1 protein-coding gene is annotated in these 2,186 nt (G+C 76.3%); it reads right to left on the bottom strand.

What is annotated here, in order from left to right:
- A partial coding sequence (locus AB0I76_RS28235; RefSeq protein ID WP_357041672.1) for an amino acid adenylation domain-containing protein occupies nucleotides 1-2,186 on the bottom strand: 2,186 nt, incomplete at both ends.

The raw sequence follows: 2,186 nt of genomic DNA, 5'->3' as shown, positions 1-2,186 counted from the left end.
CCCCCCGGTGCCTCGTCGGCGCGGTCCGGCGGAGCGCTCGCGGCGTCGGCCGTGCCCGCGTCGGCGGATGCGGTCGGGAGGGCCTGTGCCGGGTCCGTTCCCGGGTCGCCGCAGGTCGTCTCCGGCCGGGCGGGCTGACGGCCGCCGCCGGTGGTCACGCATCCGGGGGTGGAGGCGGTGGTGATGCGGCGGGCCAGGGCGCGGACGGTCGGATGGGCGAACAGGTCCACGATGGCCAGGTCCGGCGCGACCCGCGCGGTGAGGCGACGGTGCGCCTGGACGAGGGTCAGTGACGTGGCCCCGAGCCGGAAGAACGGCGTGTCCGGGTCGACGGGTGCGCCGAGCAGGTCGCTGAGGACTTCCGCGACCGCGCGTTCGACGGCGGGATCCGGCAGGTCGACCTGCGCCACCGTGTCCGCTCGCGCATCGACCGGCCCGGCGGCGGGCTCCGACGCGCCGGCTGGTACCGCCGGGGGCGGGACCGAGCTGTCCGGTGCGGCGGCGACGTCCAGGGACAGCAGGTCCGTCCCCGAGCCGACCCGCGCCGTCAACCGGTACGGCAGGACTCCGGCGTCCGCGATCTCCGCCAGGCGTGCCGCGGCGGCGAGGGCGGCCGCCGGGCGGAGGTGCCCCGCCCTCACCTCGACACGGACCTCCAGGCCCGCCCCCACCGCGTCGTCGAGCAACGCGGCCAGGCCGGCGCCCCGCTCCCGGGTCACCCCGGTCGGCCGGTACACGGCGACGGTGAGGGGTTCGGCGCCGTCCGGTACCGCCGACTCCTCGTCGCCGGCCACCTCGGTCGGTCGGGCGAGCGATCCGCCGGAGGACGGGCTCTCGTGGCTGGCGGGGATGGACGGTCGGCGCGCGGAGCGGTACGGGTCGGGCAGGGCCGCGTGGTCGACCTTGCCGTTGTCGGTGACCGGCAGGGCCGGCAGGGACACGAACCGGCTCGGCGCCATGTACTCGGGCAGGTGCTCCCGCAGCCGCGCCACCAGGTCGTCCTCGGCGGGTGGGGTGTCGGCGTCGGCCGGCACGACGTACGCGACCAGCCGAGGTCGGCCGTCCGGGCCGGGCACCGACCGGGCCACGCACTGCCGCACCCCGGGGGCCCGGTCGAGAACCGACTCGACCTCGCCCAGCTCGATCCGGTGGCCCCGGATCTTGACCTGCCGGTCCACCCGGCCGAGGAACTCGATCGTGCCGTCGTACCGCCAGCGGCCGAGGTCACCGGTGCGGTAGAGGCGGCGGCGCAGCAGCGGGTGGTGGCTGAAGCGCTGAGCGGTCTGTTCGGGGTCGCCGACGTAGCCGCGCGCCACACCGTCCCCACCGATGTACAGCTCACCGGCCGATCCCACCGGGCACGGGCGGCCGTCGTCGTCGAGGATGTGGAAGGACTGCCCGCGCAGGGCGCGACCATAGGGGATGCTCGTCCAGGCGGGGTCGACCGCCCCGATCGGATGGCAGATCGACCAGATGGAGCCCTCGGTGGCGCCGCCGAGGCTCACCACCCGCGCGTCCGGGGCGAGCGACCGCAGCCGGTCCGGCAGGGTGATCGGGATCCAGTCGCCGGAGAGCAGCACGAGCCGCAGCGCCGACAGTGCCTCCGTCGCCGCCACCGGGTCGATCTCGGCGTACTCGACGAGCATCTCCAGCAGGGCCGGCGCCGAGTTCCACACGCTCACCCGGTGCCGGGCCGCCAATTCCAGCCAGTGCCCCGGGTCCCGCTGCCGGTCCGGTTCGGGGAGCACCATCGCGGCCCCTGCGCCCAGGGCGCCGAACACGTCGTACACCGACAGGTCGAAGCTCAACGCGGACAGTGCCAGGACCCGGTCCTCCGGGGTGAGCGGGAACCGGGCCGCCATCTCGTCCAGGGTGGTGCGCGCCTGCCGATGCTCGACCGCCACGCCCTTGGGCCGCCCGGTGGACCCGGACGTGAAGATCGCGTACGCGAGGTCGTCGGCCCGCGCCCGGCGCAGCCGGACGTCCGATGGATCGGGGCCGGCGAGGACACCGGCGGTGTCGAGCCGGTGCACCCGGACACCCTCGGGCCAGCTCGTGTCGACACCGGCGGCGACCACCGCGTGCCGGATCCCGGCCTGCTCGCAGGCCGAGGCGACCCGAGGTGCCGGCCATCCCGGCTCGACCGGCACGTACGCGGCGCCGGCGCGGACCACGCCGAGCGTGGC

This window comes from Micromonospora sp. NPDC049799 (assembly GCF_040656655.1).
Lineage (GTDB): Bacteria > Actinomycetota > Actinomycetes > Mycobacteriales > Micromonosporaceae > Micromonospora.
This window is presented reverse-complemented; position numbering and strand designations above follow the sequence as displayed.